Here is a 26,060-nt window from a genome sequence, read left to right as displayed (position 1 = left end):
TCAGCGGTTGACGGTGATGGTCATGATTAACGGCTACCCCGAAGCACCAGCGCACCCGCGCCGGCAAACAGCGCCCACGACCACAGCGGCACATTCTGCGCCCATTCGGTCGCGCCCGGCTGGGTTCCGGCGATGGCAACACCTACCAGTGCCAGCGCGATGATGCCCCGGCGCCAGCGGCGGTCGGTTTTGCGCTGCTGTTCGCGCAGCAACGCCAAAGTATCCTGATTCTGTTGCTCGGTCGGGCCGGCGCTTCGCAGTTGCAGTAACGCATCGTGAACCAGCTGCGGCATTTCCGGCGATTGCTCCAGCCAGGACGGTAAGTGTGTCTGCAAGGATTTAATCAGGCCTGACGGGCCGATGCGCTTACGCATCCAGTTTTCCAGAAACGGCTGTGCGGTGCTCCACAGATCAAGATCCGGATACAGTTGGCGACCAAGCCCCTCGACGTTGAGCAGGGTTTTTTGCAGCAGAACCAGCTGGGGCTGGACTTCCATATCGAAGCGCCGAGCGGTCTGGAACAAGCGCAGCAGAAAATGCCCGAACGAGATGTCTTTGAGCGGCTTTTCAAAAATAGGTTCGCACACGGTGCGAATCGCCGCTTCGAATTCGTTAATGCGGGTTTCCGGCGGTACCCAGCCGGACTGGATGTGCAGCTGGGCAACCTGCCGGTAGTCGCGGCGGAAAAAGGCGAGCAGGTTACGGGCCAGATAACTCTGGTCGTCCGGCGCCAGAGTGCCGACGATGCCGAAGTCGATGGCGATGTATTTCGGATCCGACGGGTTGGATACGTCGACGAAAATGTTGCCCGGGTGCATGTCGGCGTGGAAAAAGCTGTCACGGAATACCTGGGTAAAGAAAATTTCCACACCCTTTTCGGCCAGCACTTTCATGTTCACGCCGGCGGCTTTCAGAGATTCGACATCGGCGATGGGGATGCCGTGGATGCGTTCCATCACCAGTACGGATTTACTGGTGTAGTCCCAATCAATAAACGGGATGTAGATCAGCGGTGAATTCTCAAAGTTGCGGCGCAACTGGCTGGCGTTGGCGGCTTCCCGCTGCAGGTCCAGTTCGTCGTGGATGGTGGCGTCGTAATCGGCAACTACCTCGACCGGGTGCAGGCGCTTGCCTTCGGACCAGTACTTTTCCAGCAAGCCGGCCATCATGTACATCAGCGCCAGGTCCTGACGAATGACCTTTTCGATGCCCGGTCGAAGCACTTTGACCACCACTTTCTGGCCGTTGCGTAAGGTTGCCGGGTGTACCTGTGCCACCGAGGCGGAGGCCATGGGATCTGGACCGAATTCGGCAAAGAGTTCCGACACCGGGGCTCCGAGCGAGCTTTCGATGATGCTCCGGGCCTGGTCACTGGGGAACGGGGGCACTCGGTCCTGCAGCTGTTTCAGGGATGCGGCCATGTCATCCGGCAGCAGGTCACGCCGGGTAGAAAGGATTTGGCCGAATTTGACAAATACGGGCCCCAATTCTTCCAGCGCCAGGCGCAAACGATCGCCGCGGCTCAGCTTGGGTTGCGGAAACAGGTGCCAGGGGGCCAGTAGAAAGAAGATTTTCAGAGGCGCAGGCAGCTCCGCCAAGGGCAGAAAAGTGTCGAGCCGGTAGCGGCAAAATACCCAGGCAATTCGGAACAGGCGTTGCAGGCGTGTCACAGGTTCTCCGTATTGGTATCGCTACCAGACATTTCCAGTTGGTTCAGGCGGGCCTCGAGACGTTCGGCGCGCAAGTTGAGCTCGTCGATGTCCTGAAACGTGGCTTCCAGTTCACGGCGCCCGGGCAGAGCGCGGCTTTCTTCGTGGAGGTATTCTTCAACGTTGGCGTTCATGGTGTGGAACGCGTTTCGGCTCCACTGCACCGCGTTGCGGATGCTTTTGCCCAGAAGGTGCGCCGGCACGTCGCCAATGTGTCGGGCCAAAGCGGCTTCCCAATCGGGTTGAAGCTGGTCCAGAGCGCGTTGCAGTTGATGCGCCAGAGCGGTGTCACCGGCCACTTGAAGCCGCTCGTCTGCGAATACCCGATCGTCGCCCAGTGCCAGGGCTGCAAAAGCTACCGGTTTGCCGGAAATGCTGAGCACGGCTTGGTCATCCGATTGGCTGCGCACCTGCACTTGGTCACCAACCCGGGCCAAGGTCCAGCTGGTGGCGAACGGGGCGGTGATGTTGAATTGCACGGGCCCGGCCAAAGCCCTCAACAACGCATCACGACCGCTGGGGTCCAGTGCCAACGCCCGGCTTAAGGCCGTCTCGACAATGGCGCTGGCCGCAGACAACAGCGTGGGGCCCGGGAACATCAGGGCTTGATTCCTACGTGCAGTGCGACAATGCCGCCGGTCATGTTGTAGTACTTGCAGTTCACCAGGCCGGCGTCTTCCATCATGCCCTTCAGAGTATCCTGATCCGGATGCATGCGGATGGACTCCGCCAGATACTTGTAGCTTTCGCTGTCGCCGGCAAATAACTGGCCCATTAGCGGCAGAGCGCTGAAGGAGTATGTGTCGTAAGCTTTGCTCAGCAGCGGGTTGGTGGGCTTGGAGAATTCCAGCACCATCAATTTGCCGCCGGGCTTCAGGGCGCGGGTCATGTCGCGCAAGGCCTGATCTTTGTCGGTGACGTTGCGCAGGCCGAAGGCGATGGATACGGCGTTGAAGCTGTTGTCCGGGAACGGCAGATGCTCGGCATCGGCCTGAACGTACTCGATGTTGCCGGCGTAGCCACGATCGGTCAGGCGGCTGCGGCCCACTTGCAGCATGGACGCGTTAATATCGGCCAGAACCACTTTGCCGGATGGCCCGACCAAATCGGAGAACTTCATGGTCAGGTCGCCGGTGCCGCCGGCAATGTCGAGCACCTGATGGCCGGGGCGAACACCGCTCAGCTCAATGGTGAAGCGTTTCCACAAGCGGTGGATGCCCATAGACATCAAGTCGTTCATGAGGTCGTACTTGCCCGCGACGCTGTGGAAAACCTCGGCCACCTGGCTTGCTTTCTGGCTCTTCGGCACGTTCCGGAAACCGAAATGGGTCACTTCGTCCTGGCTGTCGCCGGGGGTGCCTGGCGTTTGTTGCTCGCTCATGGGAGATTGTCCTGTCAGAATCTGAATGCTGTATTCTAACGGTTGAGGTGTTGGCTACAAGTTTATTACCGGCTTACACTGTAAAACCGTTTCCAAATAGCTGAGAAAACTGATTCATGTCTGTTATCGATATCCACCGTGCTCACGAACTGGACAAAGAACACGCCCGCAATGCGGCTGAAACTCTGGCCAAAGATCTGTCGCAGAAATTTGATGTGAACTATCTGTGGGAAGGCGATCAGCTGAAGTTCAAGCGCAGTGGCGTGAAAGGCCAGCTCAACATCGCGGAATCTGATCTGCATATTCATCTGGAGTTGGGGCTGATGCTCCGGCCCTTTAAATCCCGCATCGAGCAGGAAATTCACGCTCAGCTGGACCAGATCACCAAGGCCTAAGCCTGATTACAGGTCATCCGACAGCGAAAAGGGCTCCGGGTGGCCTGCCAGTATATTATCCATCACCCGTTGTTCCCGGCTGATCAATCGCTCGATCAGCACATCGACCTTGTCCATTTTCCGGAACGCCGTGTAGCCACGGTGAATAAAGCCGTGCAGGTCGGCCAGCTCGGCTCTTTCCGCAGCCCCCCGGGTCATCGACAGCAACCAGCCCAAGCTCCGGTTACGCACATAGCGGTCCATCTGCTGGCCGGTGATCGAGACCAATTCCAGCTGGCGTTTGCGAATCGGCAGCTGGTCGCTGGCGCGGTAGCCTTCACACCAGTCGTGCGCACTTATGTTCGCGGTGCCCCGGCCATTCTGGTGAAACCACTCGGCGAGCTCCAGATCGAGGCTTTGGGTGACCAGGTTCAGTTCCACCAACCCGGCGAAAGTAGCGAGCAGGTGATCGGGCAGCCACTTCACCATCTTCGGAAAAATCCGGTCTACGTTGTCATCGCGCCGGGTCATGCCGGCCGGTGCGTACAGGTCAGACAGCAGGAATTCCAGCCCGTTGTGGTAGCCCGGGTGTTGGTACAGATCCAAGTGGGTGGTTTTCAGACGTTCGGCTTGCCAATCCGCGAGCTTGAGGGTGTCGTCTTGCAGCGGATGGCTGAATTTGAGCTGACGGAAATCGTGGTATTCGAGCAGTAAGCGTTTAAGCCTGCGCGCATTTTCCGTATGCACTTCGGTTGTGATCAGGCGGTCACGATACATGCCAGAGCTCCACTAAGCTGAACTTGAAAACGCTCAGTTTAGCGAAGCCGTGCCACGGGTGCACCCGCGGCATGCGGCTATAGTTCAGCCTTGGGCCGTGTTGGGAAACGGCTCGAAGTCAGGCAGCCACTCAACGCTGTCGAGGGTGACGAAGTGGCTGGGGGCCGCGGTTTCGACAATGCGCATGGTGGTCGGGCTGGTTTTGGCGCTGGCCAGCATAGCGGTGCGGTCGAGGATGCGGTCGGTGGCCGGAATCAGGAAGGTACCGTAACGGATGTGCTGATACACCGAGCAGTCTGTACGATCCATCCATTCCATGATGTCTTCAATGTTACGCACAATGGTCAGGTGATCTTTCGTGGCACAGAACAGTTTGCCCAGCAGCTGGCGTTTACGCGGGTTCATCTTGCCAAAAAAGGTCTGCCCGTAAGCCGATTGCGGAGCGCTGTTGATTAACCGGATGATCCAGGGCCACATGCCATGGCTGACAGGTTCCAGCAGCGTTGTCACCAACGCGTGTAGCTTGCCTTGAGGCAGAACCGGCGCTTCCAGAACAACTTCAACATCCTCGTAAAGTTCGGGCCGCTGGCGAATCGCTTCCAGAATCACGGCGCCGCCGCGGGAGTGCCCGTGCAGGCGAATGTTTCGGGTTGTGGGTAGATTTTGCAGAGCCTGGTTCAGAATGCAGGCATCGTAGTCGATGGTGCCTTCGAGAAACTTGATGGGGACTTCCCATTCTGCCTGCTCGGGTGTCACACCGTTAACTGGAATGTGGTAATTGCTGCAGGTAAGCAGAATGAGCTCGGTGGTGGGCGCATCATAGGTTTGCGTGAAGTAACAATGATTTTCCAGAAAGCCGTGCACGCCGATAACGGTGTGCTCTGCGGTGCTGCTGTGGTTGCGGGTGGAAACCGCACCTTTGCCGACTCGGTAGACGTGGCCCGAGAACATCTCGGAGTATGCGATATCGATCGGTTTAATCAGCTTGCGAATGTGACTGGCTTTCATAGTTTGTTTCTCCCGGCACAGCTACTTGTTATTGGATTATTCGTAGCTTGTGTTCCAGTTGTAGCTCGAATGCTCTATGTGTGGAATTGCCCGTCTGCCCACACAAATGAAGAATTTGGGCCAAGCGAGTGTTTGCTTGTCGTTTGTACAACAATCGCACTAAGCGATATGTCCAGTATAGAGCGAAACCATAGAGTAACGTAACTTTTTGTAATTGTGTGAGGTGGTTAGAATATGGAGACGGTACCCTGACTCTGGCACAATGCAGAGCTCGCAATAATAAGACAGCCATCGGGGAACTTCAGGTTTGAGCCAAGAGCAATCGCATTTAATGCTGCCTTCGGATTCGGCCTGGCTGGCTTTGGAGCAGCCAGACAACCCCATGACCATCACGGTCATGCTTCGGGTTGAAGGCCTTACGGCAGCCCGCTTTCGGGAGTTTCTGAGTGTTTATTGGGTAGCTTGGGAGCGTTTTCGATACCGCCCTGTGTGGCGAGCTCCCACTTGGTATTGGCAGGAAGATCCCACCTTCAACCCTGCTCGTCATCTGGATATTGTGCAGGATCGATTTAATCAGACTCAGTTAAAACACTGGGTGTCGGCCCGTTTGAATGATCCTGTGCCGCTGTATCGCCCGCTTTGGAAGTTCTGGCTCGCGCCCAACGCCGAGGGTGGGGCAGCGCTGTTGTTGCGGATTCATCATTGTTACGCCGATGGCCTGTCACTTTTAGGTGTCTTCGACCAGTTGTGTCCATCTTCACCTCGACAATACCCGGCCCTATACGGCGCTCCGGAAGTGCCAAAGCTTGGTCAATGGACGGAAACCGCACAGCAGTGGCTGGGTTCGATGCTGGCTCAGCTAGGTGCTACAGCTGCACCCCGTTCGAGTGGGAGTTCTGGCTCGGCGCAAAAACAGGTGGGCAAGGCGGTACAGAGTGGTGCACGTTTGGTGCATAAGATCAGTGAATTTCTGATCGAGGAAGAAGAAACCCCGTCGGACCTTAAACAACCGCTGCTTGGACGTCGAAGCTGCAGTTGGTCGGCACCGGTTGAATTGGAACGCTTCCGAAAGATCGCGAAAAGCACCCATACCACCATTAACGATGTGTTATTGGCCTGTGTGGCTGCCGCTGTTCGCCCCAAGCTTGGCTTGACGCCGGAACAACTGAACGATGCGGTGATGCATGCGGCGGTGCCTGTGGATATTCGCGTTCAGATGCCCAAAGGCATCAAACCGGAGGACGGTGAACTCGGTAATTGCTTTGGTACAGTCTTCGTACCTTTGCCGGTGGACGGGGAGAGCGCGCTGGAGCGCTTGTTCCGCGTGAAGCATGAAACCCGAAAGCTCAAAAAAAGCATTCAACCGGGCCTCGCCTGGGGGCTAACGGCTTGCGCACCGTTATTGCCGGAAGTTGGAAGAAAACCTCTGGCGGATTTGTTTTTTCGTAAAGCGTCTGCCGTGGTATCCAACGTCCACGGCACGCCTGAAACTCGATACCTCGCCGGTTGCGCGATTAAAGAGCAGATGTTTTGGGTGCCCCAGGCCGGCGATATCGGGTTGGGTGTGAGTATCGTCAGCTACGCCGGTCAGGTGCAGTTTGGTGTCGTGGCAGACGAGGCCATTTTGGCCAACCCTCATGAGTTTCTTGATGACTGCCTGTCTGAACTGGACCAGTTCCCGGGTGGTCTTTCCACGTAGTCGTACTTCCAAAGTTTCATTTCAGATGCCTCCCAAATGAGCAGAAAACCTGCTCCCTGGAAGCATTCCCCCCTGTTGTTGCATCACCGACCATGGAAATCAGGCGTCAGGCCTCGCCTGGAGCGATCGGATAACCGGTCCTCTTATCCCAGATTTCCAAAAAAACAACCGGGGGATGTATGAAAAACAACAACTTCAGAAAGTCAGGGTTGGCCATTGCCATGATGGCGGCCATGGGAGCCAGTGCCGGAGCCAATGCGGCCATTGAACTGTACAATGAGGACGGCACCAGCTTTTCGGTGGATGGCTACTTCAATGCGTTTTACGTGAACCGTGATGACAAAGTCGCTGACGTGCGCAATTCCGACGTCAAGATGGGTTTTTTGCCGAACACCATCGGCTTCAATTTCAGTAAGGAGATGGGTGACCTGACATTGGGCGGGCGTTCCTCGTTCTGGAGTACTATCAATGATGGTTTGGAGTCGCCAACCGATACCGCAATCGATGTGCGTCAACTTTATGCAACGGTGGATGGCAGTTTTGGTCAGGTCCTGATTGGTAAAGACTTTGGCCTGTACGCCCGTTCAAATATCTTCCTGGATGAGATCCTGATGGGTTTTGGTTCTCCGGGTGCAGCCACAGGCGGCGTGTCTTTCGGCAATATCCGCACTGGTTATCCTTACCCGAACCCTTCCGCCCAGATCACCTATCGCACACCGGATATGGGTGGCCTGAACGTTGCGGCGGGTATCTTTGAGCCGGCCGACACTGCGCGCGGGGTAAATGGTGACGGCGAAGTCACCTCTACAGGTGAGCAATCTGCTCCGCGTTTTGAAGCGGAAGTGACCTACAGCGCCGATCTGAACGGTGTGACCCTGACGGGGTGGGTAAATGGTCGTCACCAGCGCTCAGATAACGCCACTACCAACACTAAAATAGATAGTCGTGGTGTTGGGTATGGTGTGAAAGCGGCTGCGGCCGGTCTGTCCCTGACCGCTTCAGGCTTCACTTCCAAAGGCGACGCGCCGGTTCTGATTACTGATGGGGCTCTGGCCTCTGAAGAAGACGCTGATGGCTACCTGGTTCAGGCTTCCTACACCCTGGGGGCGAACCGCTTTGTGCTGTCTTACGGTGAAACCGATTCCGATCAGGGCAATTTCGAGACCGAGAACACCTCTGTGGCCGTGTTCCATGACGTCAACAGCAACTTCAAGCTGGTGGCCGAATACAACATGTTCGAGCAGGAAACCAAGTCTACCGGTGTGAAAGCCGCAGACGCCAACACTCTGGCATTGGGTGCCGTTGTGATGTTCTGAGGAGCTTCGCTCCTGTCTATGGCCTTGCAGGTAGCCGGCAGGACGCCGGTGCGCCTGCGATGGCCGTCTCAGACTAAAGTGCCGGTTTGCTCTTGCCAAAACCTGGCTGCGTCACCGGACATTGATTCAAGGGGAATATAATCAATGACTTACGGAAGATTTGGCGCGCCGACAAAGTGCACTGAAGTCGCATTGGCTGGTGGTTCAGGAGGCGTAGAATCGGTATCAGATTCCCGTATTCCGAGCAGGCTACCGATGAAGCCAGTCAGTCAGTTACCCGCAGTGCGAGTCGCCAGTTCCAGCGTCCGCAAGCCCGAGCTGGCCGCCGCAGAGCTTGCCAAGCGGCTTGTGCACGACAACCTGGGTTGCGTGCTGTTCTTCTGCTCTGTTGAATATGACCTGCAGAAATTGGGCCCTGCTCTGCAGAAAGCCTTCTCTGGTGTGCGTGTCTACGGTTGCACCTCGGCCGGTGAGATTACCGAGCAGGGATACGACCGGGGCTGCATCAGCGCCATCGGGTTTGATGCCCGTTACTTCGCCATCGATTGTGCTTTGATTCGGCAGTTGGATCGATTCACCCTGCAGGACGCCCAGGGTGTGATTGACCAGATGCTGACCACCTGCCGGGATGCCAACCTGGCGCCGGTCAAGGGTAATACTTTCGCGATTACCTTACTGGACGGGCTTTCCAGCCGGGAAGAGCTGGTGCTAGCGACCCTCAACGCGGCTTTAGGCACAATCCCTCAGTTTGGCGGTTCCGCGGGGGATGATGAACGCCTGGCCGATACCCACGTTTATTACGATGGTGAATTTCACTGCGGGGCGGCCACCGTCATGCTGGTGAATACACCGCTGGATTTTCGCGTGTTTTCCACCCACCACATGGAGCCACTGGATGAAAAGCTGGTGGTTACCCGGGCCTGCCCGCAAAGCAGAACCGTCTATGAGTTGAATGCAGAGCCTGCGGCCGACGTTTATGCGCGGATGGTCGGGGTGTCGCCGGAGCAACTGGACCGCAAGGTGTTTGCCCTGCGGCCCCTGGGCGTTCGAGTGGGCGGGAACTATTTCGTTCGCTCTATCCAGAGAGTCAATCCTGATCGCAGTCTCACGTTCTATTGCGCAGTGGAGACTGGCATTGTGATGACCGCCATGGCGCCGGGTTCGCTCCTGGACAGTGTACGAACCCAGATTGAAGCCTCCGAGCGGGTGGTCGGCACACCGCTGGTGACACTGGGGTGCGACTGCTTTTTACGCCGGCTCGAAGCCGAACTGACCGGCCAAAGTGACGCCGTTTCCGAATTCCTCAAAGCGCACCGTGTGGTGGGATTCAACACCTACGGGGAGCAATTCAACGGTATGCACATTAATCAGACCTTTACGGGGGTGGTCATTGGCCAGCCTGAGTTCAGTACCTGATCTCCCCGAATCTTCCGGCGAGTCCGCCAAGGACCAACGCATCGCGGAACTGGAGGCTGAAAACCGGCGCCTGCGTGACATCCGGGACGCGCTGATTGTTCGGGTGGAGTCTGGCTCTGCCCACAAGCCGGAGCCCTACGCGGCGTTCGAGCACTCGGTGATACTGGCCGAGCAGGTCCGTGAGCGCACGGAAGCCCTGAACCTGACCATGGAAGAACTCAAGGCCAGTAATAAAGCCCTGATGCGTGCCCGGGAAGAAGCTGAGACCTCGCGGCAGCGATTGAGTGATGCCATTGAAAGCATTGCCGACGGATTTGTGCTGTTTGACCGCGACCACTGCCTCATCCAGACCAATAGCCGGTTCCGGAGCTACTGGCGCCACGCGGGGGTGCCGGTACCCCAAGCAGGCACGCCCATTGAAGCTGTGAAAGCCCTGGCCCTGAGTTCCGGCCTGGTGGTTGAAGAGCACAGTCACGACGACGCCGAAGGAACAGTGTTCCTGCTCTCTAACGGCCGCTGGGTACAAATGACCGAGCGTACCACCCGTGAGGGTGGTCAGGTGGTGCTCTACTCCGATATTACCGACGTCAAGAACAGTGAAATGGCCCGTCGCATCAAGGCGCTGGAAGAAAGCGAGCGCTGGATCCGGGTCGTCACCGACCATGTGCCGGCGTTGATTGCCTATGTAGGGGCAGACCTCACCGTCCAGTTCTGCAACAAGGTTTATCAGGCCTGGTATGGCCGTAATGGTGTGTCGCCACTGGGCAAGCGTCTGGAGCAAGTGCATTCCGATGAGTTCTACCAGCGTCTGCTGCCCCAGATACTGGAAGTACTGGACGGGCACAGTGTGAACTTTGAGTTCGAGGAAACCGGCGAGCATGGTGAACAGCGGTACATGTTGCGTTCCTATGTGCCCAACAGGGATGAAACCGGCGAGGTGACCGGCTTTTTTGTTCTGATCCGAGACATCACTGAAAGGCGCAAGACCGCGATTGCGCTGGAGCAGGCCTACGACGATCTGGAGCACCGGGTGCGAGAGCGCACCGCCGCCTTGACAGGCCTGAACCAGCAACTCCGGCAGGAAATTTCGGAACGTTCTGCAGTGGAAGCCCGTCTCCGGGAAGCGAAGCAGGAGGCTGAACAGGCCAACCTGTCCAAAACCAAGTTCCTGGCTGCTGTCAGTCACGATCTGCTGCAGCCGCTTAATGCCGCACGCTTGTTCACCAGTGCATTACTTGAGCAGAGCTTCGGGCCCAAGGCCGAGAGCCTTGTGCGTTCGGTCAGTACTTCGTTGGATGATGTAGAGAATCTGCTGGGCACACTGGTGGATATTTCCAAGCTGGATGCCGGAGTGATCACTCCGGACGTGACCGCCTTTGACCTCCGGGATCTGCTCAATAACATCGCCCGGGAGTTCCGGCAGATGGCTCTGGCTGAAGGGCAGCGGCTGGATTTCGTGCCCTGCTCTGCAGTGGTTCAGTCGGATTCACAGTTGCTGGCGCGGATACTGCGAAACTTCCTGACCAATGCCATTCGTTATACCGGCCAGGGCCGGATTCTGCTTGGTTGCCGTCGCGAGCATGACCACGTGTTGCTGCAGGTCTGGGACACCGGGCCAGGCATTCCGGCAGACAAGCTCACCGAAATCTTTCAGGAGTTTAAACGGATTCGCCCCAAGGGTGCCCAGGCAGACAAAGGGCTGGGCCTGGGCCTGGCTATCGTTGACAAGATTGCCCGGATGTTGGGCCATGAGATCTCGGTATCATCTGTTGAGGGAAAAGGCTCCGTGTTCAGCGTCCGGGTGCCCCTCGGAGAACTTCAGTCAGCCCAACCGGCACCCCGAGGGCCTCACCTGCCGATGCTCGATAGTGGTTTGAAAGGCGCCCGGGTGTGGGTGATCGATAATGATCTGGCTATCTGCCAGGGGATGAAGACCTTGCTGGAAGGCTGGGGTTGCCGGGTCACCACAGCCGTTTCTGCCGAGGGCCTGGCAGGGCAGGTAGATGTGGCAAGGGCTCCGGTAGATCTGATACTGGCGGATTATCACCTGGATAATGATGAAAATGGCGTCGACGCGGTGGAAGTGATCAATGCTCAGCGCTTACAGCCAGCGCCGGTCCTGATGATCACCGCCAACTACACCAATGAACTGAAACAGCATATCCGGGAGCTTGGTTACCTGTTGATGAACAAACCGGTCAAACCGCTTAAGCTCAGGAGTGTACTCAATCACGTGATGCGTTGCTGAGTGCTGATGCCGGCTGCGTTCAGCGTTTGAGATACTGACTGAAGTCCACATCCCCAGCCGATAGGATAGCCTGTACCCGGTTGTGAACACCGAGCTTTCTCAGGATCGCGGAGACGTGGGCCTTGACCGTGGTTTCTGCGATGTTGAGGTTGTAGGCAATTTGCTTGTTGGATTCACCCTTGGCCATACGTTCCAGCACCAACAACTGGCGCCGGGTGAGAGAGTTCAGTAGTTCCGGCGAAATCAGGTTCTCATCGCTTCGAGTACGCCGGTGGGAGCTTTCCTTACCGGTACGAATGATGTCTGAAGGCAGATAGACATTTCCGTTCAATATCTGCTGGATGGCTTCCGTCATCTGGGGGCGGGGCGATGACTTGGTAATAAAGCCGACCGCGCCATAAGTGATCGCCTGAAGCACCACTTGCTTGTCTTCTTCCGCAGAGACAATTACCACCGGAATGGTGGGTGCCTCGTTGCGCAGTGTGATTAGCCCATTCAAGCCGTGCATGCCCGGCATGTTCAGATCGAGCAAAATCAAGTCCAGATCGTCATTCTCTCGGGTGATTTCGAGGGCGCTGTCCAGATCCGCGGTTTCAAGGATTTCACTACCTTCAAAGCCAGACGCGATAACGCTGCTGATGGCTTCCCGGAACAGCGGGTGGTCGTCGGCAATCAGAATCTTATACGCCGGTTCCATGGTTGCTTCTACCTGCTTGTTTTCATTGTCGGGGATGGCTTCCGAGTCATGATAGCGGTTTTCGGAAGACAGTGCGGCATCGAGCTCGTTCAGCATGGCGGCCTCCTGTGCAGAGAATCGCCGGAGTCGGTTCCGATCCTCTGTTTATTATTGTGATGGTTTCATTACACGCCATATTGGCCTTGGGTTGAATGCGACCATCGCACCAAAAAACAGGCACCAAAGTACTATTCTTGCCGGGCTGCGGGCTTCGTATCGTGTAGTAATGAGCCTACAACCAACAATAACGACCGTCTCCGCATTCTCTCTTGCTGATCCATGGATCAAACAGGCAATGGCCGCACTGCTATGTTTTCTTTTGAGTCTTGCTGGCGGTGTCCATGCCCGGGAAGAAGCATCTGACCTGCCCATGCTGTCTGTCAGCGTGTTGCAGTTTGGAACCGCCCACTGGGAGCTCGACCATCTCCTGCATCGGGAGCTGGACCGGGAATATGGCTATCGGCTGGAGTTGAAACCGGTTGCCAACCTGCCGGCCTCCAGGCTGGCGGTCACCAGCGGTTCGGTGCACGGCGCTGTGGCCGATCTGCTGTGGGCACAGTCACGATTCGAGGCCGGCACGCCCTACCTGTACGTGCCGTTCTCCTCCCAGATTGGCGATATCGTCGTCGCTGACAACTCTCCGATTCGCTCGGTGGCGGATCTGGCCGGCAAGCGCATTGGTATTGCGGGCGGGCCGGATAGTAAGGGCTGGATACTGCTCAAGAAGGTGGCTCAGCGCCAGGGAATCAATCTGGAGGAATCCGCCGAACTTCAGTTCGCAGCCCCGCCTCTGTTGAGCCAGGCGCTAAAGCGCGGGCAGGTGGATGTTATCGTTACCTACTGGCATTTTGCGGCCCGCCTGAGGGGCGAGGGCGGCTGGCGATCGGCGTTTGGTATGGCTGACCTGCTCACTGAGCTGGACCTGGATCGCAACCTGCCGGTGCTTGGTTATGTCTTTCCAGAGCTCTGGGCGCGAGACAATGACCCGCTGATGGATCGGTTTGCAGCTTCCCTGCAACAGGCCAAAGCCGAGCTGGCGGAGAGTACATCCTACTGGCAGCGCTTGCGTCCTCTCATGGGAGATCCGGCCGACAGTGTTTTCGCAGCACTGCGAGAGGGCTTTGTCGCCGGGACGCCTGCGCCGCAAACGGACCAGAGAATCGCTGACCTACAGCGTTTGATGACCCTCACCGGCGCCGACCCGGACAACCTTATGCCGGCCCATCTGTTTTACCAGAGGCAGCCGTGAAAGGCCGTGCCGGCCGGCCGCCGCTGTGGAGCTACTGGGTAGTCCTGCCGTCGTTTGTCCTGCTCTGGGGGCTCATTGCCTGGCTGCTTCAGTCGCCCCTCTTGCCGACGCCTCTGAACGTGCTCGACACCCTGATTCGTGAATCGGCCACCGGCGAGCTCTGGCATCATCTGGGCGCGACCCTTGGGCGTGTGGTGGTCGCCTTTATTCTGGCCATGATCATTGGCACCGCTATCGGCATCGTCATGGGTCGTTCGCAAACCACCAATGCCCTGTTCGATCCCTTGCTGGTGCTTTTGCTGAACCTGCCGGCCCTGGTCACCATCATCCTTATGTATGTCTGGTTCGGTCTGGTGGAAGTAGCTGCGGTGATGGCTGTCGTCATCAACAAAGTGCCCAACGTGGCGGTAACCGTCCGGGAGGGCGCCCGTAGCCTGGACTTTAGGCTCGAGGAAATGGCCACTGTCTACGAATTCACCCGATGGCAACGGTTGCGGGAAGTCTGGGTACCGCAGTTGTTTCCATATCTCATGGCGGCTACAAGAGGCGGCCTGGCCCTGATCTGGAAAATTGTCCTTGTGGTAGAGCTGCTCGGCCGTTCCAGCGGCGTTGGCTTCCAATTACATATGGCGTTTCAGGTTTTCGACGTGGCCGCCATTCTTGCCTACAGCCTGGCGTTTATTGCCGTCGTCCAGCTGATTGAGCTGGCCATCCTCCAGCCTCTCGAACGCAGGTCCAGTCGCTGGCGTCAGCCGGAGGTGGCACATGCTTGAGCTGAGAATAGAGGGTCGCAGTTTTGGCTTGCCGGTGCTTGGGGAGGTGTTCTCTACCATCAACCGCGGTGATCGCATTTGCCTCCTTGGTCCTTCAGGCATTGGCAAAACGACCTTGCTAAACGCCATCGCCGGACTCGATCAGTCGTTGCAAGGTCCTGCTGTTGTTGGAAGAGAAAAGCTGCGGATCGGCTATCTGTTTCAGGAACATCGGTTGCTACCTTGGCGGACTTTGATGGCCAACCTAAAACTTGTGGGTGCCAGCGAGGCAGAAGCTCAGAAACTTCTGACTGACGTTGGACTGCAGGACTATGCCAGTTATTTGCCCGACCAGCTGTCACTTGGCATGGCCCGACGAGCAGCCCTCGCACGCTGCCTGGCAGTAAAACCGGATCTGCTGCTGCTTGATGAGCCCTTTGCCTCTCTGGATCCGGTGATGGCCAGCGACCTGAAACTATTGATCGCCAGCATTCTGGACGACCATCCAGATATGGCCATGATCTGTGTGACGCACGATGGCCAGGATGTGGAAATTTTGGCGAACCGGCTTTGGTATCTAGACGGCAAGCCGGCTCGGTTGCGATGGGATAATCATGTTGGTGTGTCGGGGTTGATTGGGGGGGTGCTCCGGCGGCTTCGTGGCGAGTCAGAGGGTGCGTCGTAGTGAAACCTTTTAAACCCCCGGAGGCATTTATGAAACTCCAATACGCTAGAAAATTGACAGTCATGGCCGTGAGTTTTTGGCTGTTGCCTTCGTTTGCCCTGTATGCAGACGAATCGGAACAGCAAATGGGCGTGGCTCGCGAGATGGTTCAAGTGCTTGAGGCCTATGCTGTTTATAAGATGGGCCAGTATGATCTGGCTTTCGAGCGCTACCAGACGCTTGCAGAATCGGGAAGCCACCAGGGAATCTACAATCTGGCGAATATGTACGCGAATGGTTTGGGTGTGGAGCAAAGTGATGCCAAGGCATTCGAGTGGTATTTGAAAGGTGCAAAAGCCGGCGACAGACTATGTATGCATGCAGTGGCACAAGCTTATGCTCAGGGCATAGGCACCGAAGCAGACCCGATCTTGGCCGATTTTTGGCGAGCAAAGGCAGCATTGGAATCTGATGAGTAACGCTGATCTCCCGGGTTATGAGTTTGCCAGTATCCTAGTGCGCTGAGGTTTAAACCCGGCCGTCGCGAGCAGGGATAAGACGACAGTCACCGTTGCTGTAATGCCATAGGCCACCGGATTCCATTCCAGATACAGTGAGAATCGTATCGCTTCAACGGCGTGGGTAAACGGATTGAACTGGCAGATCCAGTACAGCCAGGGACTGGCTTCGTTCATGCGCCAAAGCGGATAGAGCGCCGAGGACATGAAGAACATCGGGAAGATGACAAAGTTCATTACCCCGGCGAAATTCTCCAGTTGCTTGATCCATGTGGCGATCAATAGCCCCAACGCGCCCAGCATCAGGCTGGTAAGGATCAACGCTGGCAACACAGCCAGGTAGCCCCACAGCGGTGGTTCCACATCCACCAGCAGTGCCAGCAGCAGGAACACATATACCTGGCCAATGGACACCGCACCCATGGCTAGCAGCTTGGTGACCAGCAAAAAAGGACGGGGCAGGGGACTCATCAGTAGCACACGCATGCTGCCCAGCTCCCGATCGTAGACCATGGATAGGGCGCCCTGCATGCTGTTGAACAGGATGATCATGCCGCACAGACCGGGGGCAATGTAGGTCTCGTAGGTGATGTAGGTTTCATAGGGCGGGATGATGGAAATTCCAAGAACCGCCCGGAACCCGGCGGCGAACACCACCAGCCAAAGCAGTGGCCGCACCAGGGCGCTGGCAAAGCGGGTGCGCTGCTGCCAGAACCGCAACCATTCTCGTGTCTGGATGCCTACGAAACAATGCCAGTAGTGAGCTGCTTTCATATCAGCCGGCTCCGGTCAGGGAATGGAAGGTTTCGGCCAGGTCCCGGGTGCCGGCGGCTTCGCAGATGGCCTGGCCTTTACCGTCAGCCAGCAACTGGCCCTGGTGCAGGATCAGGACCCGGTCTTCCGCACGGACTTCCTCGATCAGGTGGGTAGCCCAGAGCACGGTCAGGTCGTCTTCCTTGCATAGGGTTCTTACGTGTTCGTTGAGCGCTTTTCGGCTGGCCACGTCCAGGCCCACCGTGGGTTCGTCGAGCAACAACAGCGAGGGTTCATGCAGCAAGGCGCGGGCAATTTCCACCCGCCGTCGGTGGCCGCCGTTGAGCTGGCGGACGGCATCGTTGGCCCGATCCAGCAGGCTGAAGCGTTCCAGCTCCCGGTCACCCCGAGCCCTGGCTTCCTTGCGGGAAAGGCCATGCAGCGCGGCGTGGTACTGCAGGTTCTGGCGGACGGTCAGATCCAGGTCCAGGGCGTTCTGCTGGAACACCACGCCGATCTGGCGCATGGCATCGGCAGGCTGCTTTTTCAGAGACTGCCCGGCCATGAAGATATCGCCCTGCTGCAGGGCTAGTAGCCGTGTGAGCAGCCCGAACAGGGTTGATTTGCCGGCACCGTTGGGTCCGAGCAAGGCGTGGAAGCGGCCAGAGGTCAGCGCAAAGCTGACCTCCCGGAGCACCTGCTTGTCGCCGTAACGAAAGCTGAGGTTGCTCGCTTCGATGGTCATGAAGTCGGGTCGATGACCACACCCCAGGGGTAGCGGCCTACCTTGATGGACTTGATCACCTTCAGGTCTTCCACATCAATCACGGACACGTCACCGGAGACCCCGTTGGTGGTGTAAAGGTGCTTTTCGTCTTTATCCAGGTCCAACTGCCAAACGCGGCTACCTACCAGAAGATAGTCCAGTACTTCGTAGGACTGGGCGTCTACGACCGCCACATGGTTTGAGGGGCCCAGGGCCACGAAGGCATATTTGCCATCAGAGGTCAGCTCGATACCCACCGGCTGGACCCGATCCGGGCTAACGCCGGGTACCTTGAATGACATCTCGTGGACCTGCTCCAGGTTGTCTACATCAATGATGTGGACGGTACCGCCGATTTCAGCAGAGGCCCAGGCGATTTTACTGTCCTTGCTGAACTCGACATGGCGCGGGCGCTGGCCAACAACGATGTTTTTCTCGATCTCGAAGGTTTCGGTGTTGATCCAGTGCAGCATGCTGGTGGTTTCGGAGGTGTTTACTGCCCACTTACCATCCGGGCTCACCGCCATGCCTTCGGGTTCGATACCCACATCAATCTGGGCCAGGACCTCCTTGGTCTCAACATCCACCACGGTCACGATCGCATCATCTTCGTTGGCGATGTACAGATGTTTGTTGTTAGGGTGCAGGGAAAACTGCTCCGGATCCTCCCCTGAGGGCAAAGTGTCAACAATCTTGCGGGTGGCCAGGTCAAAAACCTGTACGGTATCGTCATCGCTGGCGCAGATGTAGAGCTTGGTGTAGTCCTTGGACAGCAGAATGCCCCGGGGGCGCTGGCCAACATCGATGGTTTCGACCACTTCCTGGGTTTCGGTATCGATGATGGAAAGCGTGTTGTCCTTCTCATTGGAGACATAGGCCAGGCTGGCCAGTGCGGGCGTGGAAAGGCCAATCATGGCAGCCAGTGCCGTTTGCTTGAACAGGGTTCTCATGGGTAACTCCTTCTTGTTTTGAGTGCTGCTGCCTTGGCGGTCAGTTGTTGATCCGGCATTTACTTTCAGGCTTGTCGTAACCGAGAGTGTCCATCTCGCTTTCGGGATGCAGGAAGCCTTCAAACGGTGCCTGGGCAACCAGGCCTCTGGGATGCACCAGCGGAATCGGCTGACGGAGTTGGCCATTCCAGTCCCGGAAGGTGAGCTTCCGGCCCTTGAAGCCAGCAAGGTCAAATTTGTCGCTGAACAGGAAGTCCCTGATGGCAGGCGCATCGGCTTTACTGATGGCCGTCACAGCGGTGCCGATGGCTCGCACTGCAGCCCAGGCCGCGTAGTCTTCGCTGTTCATATTTCGGCCTGACAGTTCCCGGAACCGGTTCTGAAGCTGGGCAGCGCCCCAGCTTTCCACCACCCGGTGCCAGGCAACCGGTGTCATGCCCTGGGTTCCCACCACCGGGCGCGGCAGCCAGGTGTTGAACGGCACATATTCACCAAAGTCACCCCGGACATCGGCAACGACTACCGCGTCGTAGTCGTCGCCCTGGGTAAACAGGGGCAGTTCCTTTGAAGCGGTCCGGCGCAGATCCGCATCTAAGGTCCAGGGCTTATCTTCAACGATGTCTAATCCAAAACGCTTGCTGGTGCGGCGGAAGGCCTCGGCCCAGGCTTTGTCTTCTGGTGTCGGGCCGGTTACCAGAAACAACTCCTGCCAGCGGCGTTGCTTCAGCCACTGCCCCAGGGCATCCGTCAGCATGGCGTGGCTGGGTATGGTGTGTAACAGGTTAGCGTGGCAGCTGGCGGTCCTCAGGGCATTGTCCCGGGCACCGGCATTAAACAGCAGTGTGTTGTCGTCGGCGCTTTCGACAACCTTGCGGAGGGTTTGGCCGGGAATCCGGGTAATGATCAGGTCGATACCGGCGTCCTGCAGTTCGGTAAAGGCGGCCAGGGCAGTCTCTTCAGAATCCGTCACACGGGTTTCCAGAAGATAGTTCTGCCCCAGAAACTTGCCGGAGGTGTTGTTGTCTGCCAGGGCAAGCTCAGTACCTCTCAAGCCGGCATCTTCCGGTTCCGGGATGACATTGGAAAGTACCGGCCCCTGATCGGGTACGAACTGCAGGTAACCGATACGAACATCCAGGGCAAACGCGGGTGTGGCTGTTGCTAAGGCGCCGATCAGCGTGCATCGGGTAACGGCTGTCATCAGGGTCTGTCTGATGGAGAGGGGCATGGCATTCTCCGGGTTTTTATTGTCCTTCCAGCTTATGGAAGGGAAATCCTCCCGGAAATATTCAGAAAGTAGGAATGTGCCGGTACTAAAGAACTATTCCTGCAAAAAATGGCCGCCGTAGCATGTAGGTAAGGCTTCTAAATACCGCCAGATGGATAACGACGTGACTGCCTACCGGAAACTTTCCCTGCTGATGCTGGCCGTTTTCCTGCTTGTATATGCAGTGGGCGGGGTGTTCTACACCCTTCAGGCGAGGGGAGATATTGAGCGGGAACTTGGGTCAGTGATGGAGCTGGCCGCGAGTCTTCCAGCACCAACGCAGCTGGCGCCGGAGCTGGTACCGGAAATGCGGCATCTCAGACCGTTTTCCGTTGGTGAGGCGGTTTCGGGTACCACACGGGAAATGCCGGATTGGTTTTATCGCCTGATGGCAGATGGCATTCCCGCTCAGGCGGTGAACGGCTGGCAGCTGGATCCTGCAGACGAAATCGAAGAAATCTGGGAGAGCTTTGTGCTGATCTCCGCGGCCTTTTTGCTTGGCATGACTCTTTGCTTTGTGGCCCTTGGTTGGGCTATCCGGCAGGGATTGCGGCCCCTGGCCGAGCTTGGCGAGGCTATGGCGAGTGTTGAGCGGGGCCAGCTGGCATCGAGGCTGGGTGCACATAATCTGCAGGAGGTGAACGACCTGGTGGCGCGTTTCAATACCATGGCGGCTGCCCTGGAGCAGGAGCAGAAAACGGTGCGCGAGCTGATGACGGAACTTTTACGGGTCCAGGATCGGGAGCGTGAACACATAGCCCGGGTTCTGCATGACGACCTGGGTCAGTATCTGACCGGTATTCGCGCCCAGGCGAGGGCATGGCTGTACGACCCGGCGCTGAACAGTGAACAGAAAAAACAGGCCAGTGAACTTGCGCATCATTGCGAAACTGTGCAAAAGCACTTCCGGCACCTGTTGCAGGACTTGCATCCGTTGGTGATGGAGCAGCTGGGACTGAACTCGGCCATAAGCCACCTGGCCGAGCAGTGGCAACAACTCAGTGGCCTTAGCTGCCAGTTAGAGCTGGATGATTGCTTGCCGGAACTGACCGGTGAGCAGCAAACACACCTTTACCGTTTCTTGCAGGAAGCATTAAACAACATTTCCCGACATGCCCAGGCTACACGGGCATCACTGACAGTTGCCCAGTCAAGCGGTGCGCTGGAGGTGGTGGTTTGCGATAACGGTCGTGGTACCGGGGATCTGACGGGCTGTCGCGGTTTGGGGTTGCGTTCGATGCGCGAACGGGCCCGTTGTCTGGGTGGCCGGATGGAACTGTTCAGCCATCTGGGAGAGGGCACCCGGGTATTGCTGGCGATGCCGGCGGCGGGAGCGGGTTCGCCTTCGGCCGGTTCAGGAGGTTAACGAATGAAACTGATGATTGTGGATGATCACCTGGTTGTCCGGCAGGGTATCGCCAACCTGCTGCGCAATCTGTTGCCGGCAGTCGCGATTACTGAGCTGGACAACGGGCAGGATGCCGTTGCCCGATATGGCAGTATTCAACCCGATGTGCTGATGCTCGACATGGGCCTGCCGGATATTTCCGGTCTTGAAGTAGCTCGCCGTATCCGCCAGCGCTGGCGGACTGCGGCCATTCTGTTTTTTACCATGCACGATGAACTACCCATGGTCCGGCAGGCGCTTGATGTGGGCGCGATGGGGTTTGTGTCGAAGAACTGTGCTCCGGAAGAACTGGCTGATGCCGTTCGAAGGGTAGGCGACGGCCAGCCCTACATTGAACATCCGATTGCGACCCGGCTTGCCTTGAACCGGGAACGCCCTGTGGACCGTCGTCTGCGGGATATGACCCAGCGCGAAATGGAAGTGTTGCTGATGTTTGCCCGTGGTGATGCCGTGGCCAGAATCGCGGAACGCCTGTGCGTCAGCAGTAAAACCGTTTCCAACCACCTTGCGTTACTGAAAAGCAAGTTGCAGGTGGAATCGTCCATCGAACTGGTGCACCTGGCCGTTGATGCCGGGCTGGTGCGTTTCGGGCAGGGGCTTGATGCTGGCAATGCCTGAGCCGGACCCCGCCCTCTCCGGGTGCGCTTACCAGTCAAAGGGGCAGTCTGTGCAGCCTTCCATAAACGTGCCTTCAAAGGTGGCAAAGTGAATCCTTGCCCCGGATAACCGGGCCTTGGCAAGGTTGGCGTGCCCGAACTTGGCTTCCTGGAGGTCTGCTCCGGTCAGGTCTGCTCCTTGCAGGTTTGCTTTGGGCAACCAGGCAATTTCAAAGCTGCTGAACGGTGCCCGGGTATCGGCCAGTGTTGCTCCTGAAAAGCGGGAAAAGGCGAAGTTGGCGCCGGAAATATCCGTTCCGGTGAAGTCCGCTCCCTGGGCAAACAGGTATTCGCCTTGAAGGCCTGGCAGGGTGGCATTACGAACCTTGGCGCCGCGCAGGGATGCCCGGTAGAGCTGTAGCCGGTAGCCTGTGGCATTGTCCAGTTTTGCACCATTGAGGTTGGCACCCCGAAGGTTTGTGTGGTTTAGGGTGGCACCAGTCAGGTTTGATCCCCGCAAATCTGCGCCGCGAAGGTTCAGGTTTGACAGGTCTGCGGCTCGCAAGTCAGCGCCCGGGCAAGCGGTTTCTGCCTCCAGTTTGCAACCGTTGATCACCTGAACAGTGTCCAGGTCGGCCATGTCATCGTTGGCCATGGCAGGAAAAACAGCCGAGGTCAGGAGGGTTGCTGTGATCCATGATTTCATGTCTGGCTCTCTTTTTTATGGACATCCTTTGGCATGAAAAGGCCCGGCATTGCCGGGCCTGGTAGGTCGGCACTCAGCGTGAAGCCTGTGCCCATGACGGCAGCTTGAACACCCAGAATGATCCGCCCTGGGAAATCGGTTTGGTCAGCTCAGCCATGTCGCCGCCCCAAAGGGGTACAGCGCCGCCATAGCCGGAGGTGACACCGATGTACTGCTCGCCATCCATTTCCCAGGTGATGGGTGGGGAAATGATTCCGGAGCCGGTCTGGAACTTCCAGAGCTCCTCCCCGGTTTCGGCGTCAAAGGCTTTGAGAAAACCGTCGCCAGTCCCGGTGAATACAAGCCCACCCTTGGTCGTGAGCACACCGGCCCATAACGGCATCTTCTCTTTATGCTCCCACTCGATCTCACCAGTGAGCGGGTTCATCGCTCTCAACACGCCTACGTGGTCATCGTACATGCGTTTGATGCGGAAGCCCTGGCCCAGATAAGCAGCCCCTTTCTTGTAGGTGACTTCTTCAGTCCAGTAGTCTTCTTTCCAGTGGTTGGCGGGAATGTAGAACAGGCCAGTATCCTGGCTGTAAGCCATTGGGTTCCAGTTCTTGCCGCCCAGGAAGGGCGGTGATACTTCAATGGCTTCGCCCCGGGTTTCACCTTCCGGAACAGGGGGTGGCCGCTGGCCTTTGACTTCAATAGGGCGACCGTTCTTGTCGATACCCTTTGCCCAGGTGATGTTGTCCACAAACGGAAAGCCTTTCCGGAATTCGCCGTTGGTGCGGTCCACCACATAGAAAAAGCCGTTGCGGTCGGCGTGGGCAGTGGCTTTGACCTGCTCTCCGCCTTCGGTGTACTCAAACAGTACCAACTCGTTGTTACCGGAGAAGTCCCAGGCATCGTTGGGGGTATGCTGGTAGAACCATTTCACCTCGCCGGTGGTTGGGTCTACGCCAACTTGTCCTGATGTGTATAGGTTGTCGTAATCGGCCGGATCTCCACCGGGCGCTGTTCTGGCCCAGGTGTTCCAGGGGGCCGGGTTGCCGGCACCGATGATGATGGTATTGGTTTCCGGGTCAAAACTGGCGCTTTGCCAGGGCGCTCCGCCGCCGTGGCTCCAGGCTTCTACCTTGCCGGTCGGGCTGTTGGGGTCATCCGGCCAGCTGGGAGCCCTGGGGTCGCCGGTGGGGGTGCTTTTCTCGCCGTTGAGGCGCCCGTAATGGCCTTCAACGAAGGGACGCATCCAGACTTCCTCACCGGTGTCCGGATCCCGGGCGAAGAGTTTGCCCACCACACCGAACTCGTCTCCGGAAGAGCCGTGGATCAGCAGAACCTTTCCGGTTTTCTGGTCTTTCACCAGCGTCGGGGCGCCGGTCATGGTGTAGCCTTCTTCGTGGTCAGCGAACTTCTTGCGCCAGGCGATTTTCCCGGTGTCTTTATTCAGGGCCACAATGCCCGCATCCAGAGTGCCGAAGAAAACCTTGTCGCCAAAAATGGCAGCGCCGCGGTTCACCACATCACAGCAGGGCCGAATGCCTTCCGGCAGACGATGGTTGTATTCCCATAGCCGTTCCCCGGTTTTTGCATCGAGTGCATACAGCCGGGAGTAGGAGCCGGTAACGTAGATCACGCCGTCGTGTACCAGCGCCTGAGACTCCTGGCCCCGTTGTTTTTCATCCCCGAACGAGAATGACCAGGCGGGAACCAGCCTCTCGATATTGTCCTTGTTGATGGTTGTCATCGGGCTGTAGCGCTGGGCCTTGGGGCCGATACCATAGCCCAGAACATCCTGGGTGGTTTCGGCGTCGTTTACGATGTCTTCCCAGCTCACTTCTTTTGCCTGAGTGGTCATGCTCAAGGCGCCCGCAGTCCCCATCGCCAGGGCCAGGCTGATGCCCCTGATCAGTGGATGTTGTCGACGATTCATATTCCTTCCCCTTGATTGTTGTTGTGAACAGCGCGTTAAGAACGCTGACGTTCCGAGTATTGGCAAATGCCTGGTAGTCCGGCGACGGAAAATGACAGGTGATGTTCGGGAAAATGTCAGAAATTGTCGGGAAAATTTCCCGGATGATCGGTTTCTTGCTGAAAAATGGCTGGATTTTCGGTTTCAGGATGCTGCCTTGTGCTTTCGCCTTCGCCCGGATCGTGTACTACCAAGGAACTAAGCCGGAAACCCCAAAGTGGCATTCGGAACAGCGGTACAGGTTCTTAGACTGTTTGGCAGTGAGTTGGCAACCGACAAATCCAATAGCCAACACTGGGACAACCAAATAGAGGTAGCAACAATGACAATGCCTATTTCAATCAGACCGCTTATTGCCATCGTGCTGGCAGGTGCTGCCGGTTTGGCCATGGCTCATGGCAACGTGACACCACAGCCGGTAAACACCGGTAACCTGCCTTCTCTTGGCGACGAAGTGCGTATGGAGAATCCATTCCGTGAAGGAAATGAGTTGAGTGAGTACTACAGTGAAGCCGTGAAAGTGGGCGAAAGCGCCTATGCCGGCAACTGTGCCAGTTGCCATGGTATTCGTGCCATGTCGGGCGGGCTGACGCCGGACCTGCGGGAGCTGACGGAGTGGGATGACGAGTACTTTATTACCCGGGTGCGTAACGGTACCGACCGGGGTATGCCGTCCTGGAAGAAAAGCCTGGATCAGAACGCAATGTGGGCCATCCGGACCTATGTTGAGTCTCTGCCCAAGCCTGAATAACGCCATGATTGTCCAGATGCTCTGAACATAGCCGGCCCTGTGCCGGCTCGCTGTCGTTGGGGGAACCAATAATGAAAACAATTCTATCCTTTCTGATCTCTGTGTTCTTGTCGCTGCCCGTGGTGGCCCGGGAGGTTAACGATGGTGACGAGCTGCTGAACCGGCCGGCGGATCGCACTTACGATATCGTTCTGGATTCCGGTTACCTGAAAGTGGGGGTATATCGGGACTTTCCTCCCTACTCCTATGAGGTGGATGGGCAGCCCCGGGGTATTGATGTGGAACTAGGGAAGCTGATTGCACAGGAAATGGGTGTGGAGTTCCGAGTGCACTGGATCATCCCGGACGAAGAGCTGGGAGATGACCTGCGCAACAACGTGTGGAAAGGCCACTACCTGGACAAGCAGCGGCTGGCGGACGTGATGATGCGGGTGCCTTACGACAAGCAGTACGCCTACATGCAGGATTCCACCGGTGAATACATCAATGAGCAGGTGGTGCTGTTCGGCCCCTACCAGCAGGAAACCTGGCAAATTGCCTATAACCCGGAAAAGCTCGATACCGTCGATACCGTGGCGGTGTTCCAGTACCACCCCATCGGTGTTGAGATTGATACCTTGCCGGATTTCTATCTGAGTTCCGCGTTGCAGGGGCGAATGCGCAACCAGGTGCGCCACTACCCCAACGTCAGGGCAGCGTTTGAAGCCATGCGCAATGGCGAGGTCAGTGCCGTTATGGGGATGCGAGCAGAAATCCACCATGAGCTGGCAAAGCCTGAGAATGAGGCCTTTATGCAGGCCCAGAATGGTTTCCCGGGGTTGATGAAGCAGGTCTGGGATGTGGGGATGGCGGTCAAGCATACCCACCGTCAGCTGGGTTATGCCATTGAGGGAATTGTTAATCGACTGGTTACCGAGGGAACCCTTAGTGAGGCTTTCACCGGAATGGAGCTTGCTTACAGCGTGCCGGGCTATTACCGGGATTTCCTGAGTGAGGAAGCCATTGCGCAGGCAGAAGGCCAGAAATAGGGCGGGTCTTACTACCAAGTGATGAGAA

25 protein-coding genes are annotated in these 26,060 nt (G+C 57.2%); 13 read left to right on the top strand and 12 right to left on the bottom strand.

Annotated elements, in window-relative coordinates; all coding sequences use genetic code 11:
* Positions 1–26: 26 nt before the first annotated feature.
* The 3 genes from ubiB to ubiE are packed head-to-tail and all read right to left on the bottom strand — an operon-like array spanning position 27 to position 3,090.
* Positions 27–1,670: a ubiquinone biosynthesis regulatory protein kinase UbiB gene (gene ubiB / locus Q9245_RS06610; protein WP_305896384.1), complete on the bottom strand. Its 1,644-nt coding sequence runs from the start codon at positions 1,668–1,670 to the stop codon at positions 27–29.
* Positions 1,667–2,308, bottom strand: coding sequence for an SCP2 domain-containing protein (locus tag Q9245_RS06605; RefSeq protein ID WP_305896383.1), 642 nt, complete (start codon positions 2,306–2,308; stop codon positions 1,667–1,669). Before Q9245_RS06605 ends, ubiB begins: the two co-directional genes overlap by 4 nt.
* Entirely contained in the window at positions 2,308–3,090 is a 783-nt protein-coding gene (gene ubiE, locus Q9245_RS06600) for a bifunctional demethylmenaquinone methyltransferase/2-methoxy-6-polyprenyl-1,4-benzoquinol methylase UbiE (protein ID WP_305896382.1), read from the bottom strand. The genes Q9245_RS06605 and ubiE overlap by 1 nt, the downstream gene beginning before the upstream one ends.
* A 116-nt stretch (positions 3,091–3,206) precedes the next feature.
* On the opposite strand from ubiE, the gene Q9245_RS06595 reads away from it, so the two are divergent.
* Positions 3,207–3,485, top strand: a complete 279-nt coding sequence (locus tag Q9245_RS06595) for a polyhydroxyalkanoic acid system family protein (protein WP_305896381.1) — start codon at positions 3,207–3,209, stop codon at positions 3,483–3,485.
* 6 nt (positions 3,486–3,491) lie between these two features.
* Here Q9245_RS06595 and Q9245_RS06590 read toward each other — a convergent pair whose 3' ends face one another.
* Both Q9245_RS06590 and Q9245_RS06585 read right to left on the bottom strand, forming a co-directional pair.
* Complete coding sequence (locus Q9245_RS06590; RefSeq protein ID WP_305896380.1) at positions 3,492–4,241, bottom strand: hypothetical protein; 750 nt, start codon at positions 4,239–4,241, stop codon at positions 3,492–3,494.
* 84 nt (positions 4,242–4,325) lie between these two features.
* On the bottom strand, positions 4,326–5,249 hold the full coding sequence (locus Q9245_RS06585; protein ID WP_305896379.1) for an alpha/beta hydrolase: 924 nt from the start codon (positions 5,247–5,249) through the stop codon (positions 4,326–4,328).
* 331 nt (positions 5,250–5,580) lie between these two features.
* Here Q9245_RS06585 and Q9245_RS06580 point away from each other — a divergent pair, with 331 nt between their 5' ends.
* The 4 genes from Q9245_RS06580 (at position 5,581) to Q9245_RS06565 (ending at position 11,928) form a co-directional block, all read left to right on the top strand.
* Positions 5,581–6,948, top strand: coding sequence for a WS/DGAT domain-containing protein (locus tag Q9245_RS06580; protein ID WP_305896378.1), 1,368 nt, complete (start codon positions 5,581–5,583; stop codon positions 6,946–6,948).
* A 179-nt stretch (positions 6,949–7,127) separates the two neighbouring features.
* On the top strand, positions 7,128–8,264 hold the full coding sequence (locus tag Q9245_RS06575) for a porin (RefSeq protein WP_305896377.1): 1,137 nt from the start codon (positions 7,128–7,130) through the stop codon (positions 8,262–8,264).
* 255 nt (positions 8,265–8,519) lie between these two features.
* Positions 8,520–9,680, top strand: coding sequence for a nitric oxide-sensing protein NosP (gene nosP / locus Q9245_RS06570; protein WP_323753215.1), 1,161 nt, complete (start codon positions 8,520–8,522; stop codon positions 9,678–9,680).
* Positions 9,664–11,928: a NahK/ErcS family hybrid sensor histidine kinase/response regulator gene (locus Q9245_RS06565; RefSeq protein WP_305897185.1), complete on the top strand. Its 2,265-nt coding sequence runs from the start codon at positions 9,664–9,666 to the stop codon at positions 11,926–11,928. The genes nosP and Q9245_RS06565 overlap by 17 nt, the downstream gene beginning before the upstream one ends.
* Positions 11,929–11,947: 19 nt before the next feature.
* On the opposite strand, the gene Q9245_RS06560 is transcribed toward Q9245_RS06565, so the two are convergent.
* Complete coding sequence (locus tag Q9245_RS06560) at positions 11,948–12,625, bottom strand: response regulator transcription factor (protein WP_305897184.1); 678 nt, start codon at positions 12,623–12,625, stop codon at positions 11,948–11,950.
* Between the two features lie 334 nt (positions 12,626–12,959).
* On the opposite strand from Q9245_RS06560, the gene Q9245_RS06555 reads away from it, so the two are divergent.
* Genes Q9245_RS06555 through Q9245_RS06540 form a run of 4 tightly spaced genes read left to right on the top strand, consistent with a single transcriptional unit; the run spans position 12,960 to position 15,808 of the window.
* Complete coding sequence (locus Q9245_RS06555) at positions 12,960–13,913, top strand: ABC transporter substrate-binding protein (RefSeq protein WP_305896375.1); 954 nt, start codon at positions 12,960–12,962, stop codon at positions 13,911–13,913.
* Complete coding sequence (locus Q9245_RS06550) at positions 13,910–14,686, top strand: ABC transporter permease (protein WP_305896374.1); 777 nt, start codon at positions 13,910–13,912, stop codon at positions 14,684–14,686. Before Q9245_RS06555 ends, Q9245_RS06550 begins: the two co-directional genes overlap by 4 nt.
* The gene (locus Q9245_RS06545) at positions 14,679–15,350 is read left to right on the top strand and encodes an ATP-binding cassette domain-containing protein (RefSeq protein WP_305896373.1); all 672 of its coding nucleotides are present in this window, start codon (positions 14,679–14,681) and stop codon (positions 15,348–15,350) included. Before Q9245_RS06550 ends, Q9245_RS06545 begins: the two co-directional genes overlap by 8 nt.
* A gap of 29 nt (positions 15,351–15,379) precedes the next feature.
* Positions 15,380–15,808: a tetratricopeptide repeat protein gene (locus tag Q9245_RS06540; RefSeq protein ID WP_286816414.1), complete on the top strand. Its 429-nt coding sequence runs from the start codon at positions 15,380–15,382 to the stop codon at positions 15,806–15,808.
* Positions 15,809–15,823: 15 nt separating this feature from the next.
* On the opposite strand, the gene Q9245_RS06535 is transcribed toward Q9245_RS06540, so the two are convergent.
* From Q9245_RS06535 to Q9245_RS06520, 4 genes are read right to left on the bottom strand one after another with little or no spacing between them, the layout of a single operon-like run.
* Positions 15,824–16,621 (bottom strand): ABC transporter permease, encoded by a 798-nt coding sequence (locus tag Q9245_RS06535; RefSeq protein WP_305896372.1) that lies wholly within the window; start codon positions 16,619–16,621, stop codon positions 15,824–15,826.
* A gap of 1 nt (position 16,622) precedes the next feature.
* Positions 16,623–17,345, bottom strand: coding sequence for an ABC transporter ATP-binding protein (locus Q9245_RS06530; RefSeq protein WP_305896371.1), 723 nt, complete (start codon positions 17,343–17,345; stop codon positions 16,623–16,625).
* Positions 17,342–18,316 carry a YVTN family beta-propeller repeat protein gene (locus tag Q9245_RS06525; protein WP_058341846.1) on the bottom strand — a complete coding sequence of 325 codons (975 nt, stop codon included), beginning with the start codon at positions 18,314–18,316 and terminating at the stop codon, positions 17,342–17,344. The genes Q9245_RS06530 and Q9245_RS06525 overlap by 4 nt, the downstream gene beginning before the upstream one ends.
* A 40-nt stretch (positions 18,317–18,356) precedes the next feature.
* Complete coding sequence (locus Q9245_RS06520; RefSeq protein ID WP_305896370.1) at positions 18,357–19,544, bottom strand: ABC transporter substrate-binding protein; 1,188 nt, start codon at positions 19,542–19,544, stop codon at positions 18,357–18,359.
* Positions 19,545–19,707: 163 nt separating this feature from the next.
* Here Q9245_RS06520 and Q9245_RS06515 point away from each other — a divergent pair, with 163 nt between their 5' ends.
* The gene (locus Q9245_RS06515; RefSeq protein ID WP_305896369.1) at positions 19,708–20,949 is read left to right on the top strand and encodes a histidine kinase; all 1,242 of its coding nucleotides are present in this window, start codon (positions 19,708–19,710) and stop codon (positions 20,947–20,949) included.
* 3 nt (positions 20,950–20,952) lie between these two features.
* Complete coding sequence (locus Q9245_RS06510) at positions 20,953–21,609, top strand: response regulator transcription factor (protein WP_305896368.1); 657 nt, start codon at positions 20,953–20,955, stop codon at positions 21,607–21,609.
* A 27-nt stretch (positions 21,610–21,636) separates the two neighbouring features.
* On the opposite strand, the gene Q9245_RS06505 is transcribed toward Q9245_RS06510, so the two are convergent.
* Complete coding sequence (locus Q9245_RS06505; RefSeq protein WP_305896367.1) at positions 21,637–22,293, bottom strand: pentapeptide repeat-containing protein; 657 nt, start codon at positions 22,291–22,293, stop codon at positions 21,637–21,639.
* Between the two features lie 73 nt (positions 22,294–22,366).
* Entirely contained in the window at positions 22,367–24,214 is a 1,848-nt protein-coding gene (locus Q9245_RS06500; RefSeq protein WP_305896366.1) for a methanol/ethanol family PQQ-dependent dehydrogenase, read from the bottom strand.
* A gap of 361 nt (positions 24,215–24,575) precedes the next feature.
* Here Q9245_RS06500 and pedF point away from each other — a divergent pair, with 361 nt between their 5' ends.
* Both pedF and Q9245_RS06490 read left to right on the top strand, forming a co-directional pair.
* On the top strand, positions 24,576–25,004 hold the full coding sequence (pedF, locus tag Q9245_RS06495) for a cytochrome c-550 PedF (protein WP_114334743.1): 429 nt from the start codon (positions 24,576–24,578) through the stop codon (positions 25,002–25,004).
* 71 nt (positions 25,005–25,075) lie between these two features.
* On the top strand, positions 25,076–26,032 hold the full coding sequence (locus tag Q9245_RS06490; RefSeq protein WP_305896365.1) for an ABC transporter substrate-binding protein: 957 nt from the start codon (positions 25,076–25,078) through the stop codon (positions 26,030–26,032).
* Positions 26,033–26,060 lie beyond the last annotated feature (28 nt).

This window comes from Marinobacter sp. MDS2 (assembly GCF_030718085.1).
GTDB lineage: Bacteria > Pseudomonadota > Gammaproteobacteria > Pseudomonadales > Oleiphilaceae > Marinobacter.
This window is presented reverse-complemented; position numbering and strand designations above follow the sequence as displayed.